Here is a 1,117-nt window from a genome sequence, read left to right as displayed (position 1 = left end):
GGACCTGTCCTGAATTTTGTGTGCGAGGCATAACATGACCCGACCCCGGAGCATTTATGCCAATCGACAAACCGCTGAGCAAGACCAAGCTGAGGAACGCCGCGATAACGGCCAAGTCTGCCGCGTTACCCAAGATCCCCGATGAGCTGATCGACCAGATCGTGAAGGGCCAGCCGATGACCGGCGAGGAAGTGAATGCCGCCTCGATGGCGTTCAAGAAGGCTCTGATCGAGAGGGCGCTGGGCGCCGAGCTGGGATTTCACCTGGGCTACCCGAGCGGCGCCGACAAGCCCCAGACGACGAAGAATCTGCGCAACGGCAAGACCGGCAAGACGGTGCTGACCGAGGACGGCCCGCTGCGCATCGACGTTCCCCGCGACCGGGATTCGAGCTTCGAGCCCCTGCTCATTCCCAAGCACGAACGTCGCTTCACCGGCTTCGACGACAAGATCATTGCCATGTACGCGCGCGGGATGACCGTGCGGGAGATGCAAGCCTTCTTGGCCGAGCAGTACGGCGTGGACGTCAGCCCCGAGTTGATCAGCAGCGTGACCGACGCCGTGATGGCGGAGGTGGGCGCCTGGCAGGCGCGGCCGCTGGAGCCGATGTACCCGGTGGTGTTCTTCGACGCGCTGCGCGTGAAGATCCGCGAGGACGCGGTGGTGCGCAACAAGGCCGTCTATCTGGCGCTGGGCGTGCTGCCCGACGGCACGCGCGACATCCTGGGACTGTGGATCGAAGGCACCGAAGGCGCCAAGTTCTGGATGAAGGTCTTCAACGACCTGAAGACGCGCGGGGTCAACGACATCCTCATCGCGGTCACGGACGGGCTCAAGGGCATGCCGGAGGCGCTGGGCGCGGTGTACCCGGCCACGACGCTGCAGACCTGCATCGTGCACCTGATACGCAGCAGCCTGGACTACGCCAACTGGAAGGACCGCAAGCCGCTGGCCGCGGCCATCAAGCTGGTCTACACGGCGCCCAGCGCCGAGGCTGCCGCGGCCGAGCTGGATGCCTTCGAGGCAAGCGCCTGGGGACAGAAATTCCCCACCGTGGTCGCCGCTTGGCGCAGGGCCTGGGACCGCGTGATCCCGTTCTTCACCTTCCCGCCGGAGGT

The 1,117-nt window shown here is 65.3% G+C and carries 1 protein-coding gene; it reads left to right on the top strand.

Annotated features, from left to right (window positions below):
* Positions 1 to 56: 56 nt before the first annotated feature.
* Positions 57 to 1,117, top strand: a 1,061-nt coding sequence (locus CDN99_RS27940; RefSeq protein ID WP_238139743.1) for an IS256 family transposase, incomplete at its 3' end; no start/stop codon positions are given.

Source organism: Roseateles aquatilis (genome assembly GCF_002205645.1).
GTDB lineage: Bacteria > Pseudomonadota > Gammaproteobacteria > Burkholderiales > Burkholderiaceae_C > Roseateles > Roseateles aquatilis.
Note: the sequence above shows the minus strand (reverse complement) of the source record. Positions and strands in the feature narration are given on the sequence as shown.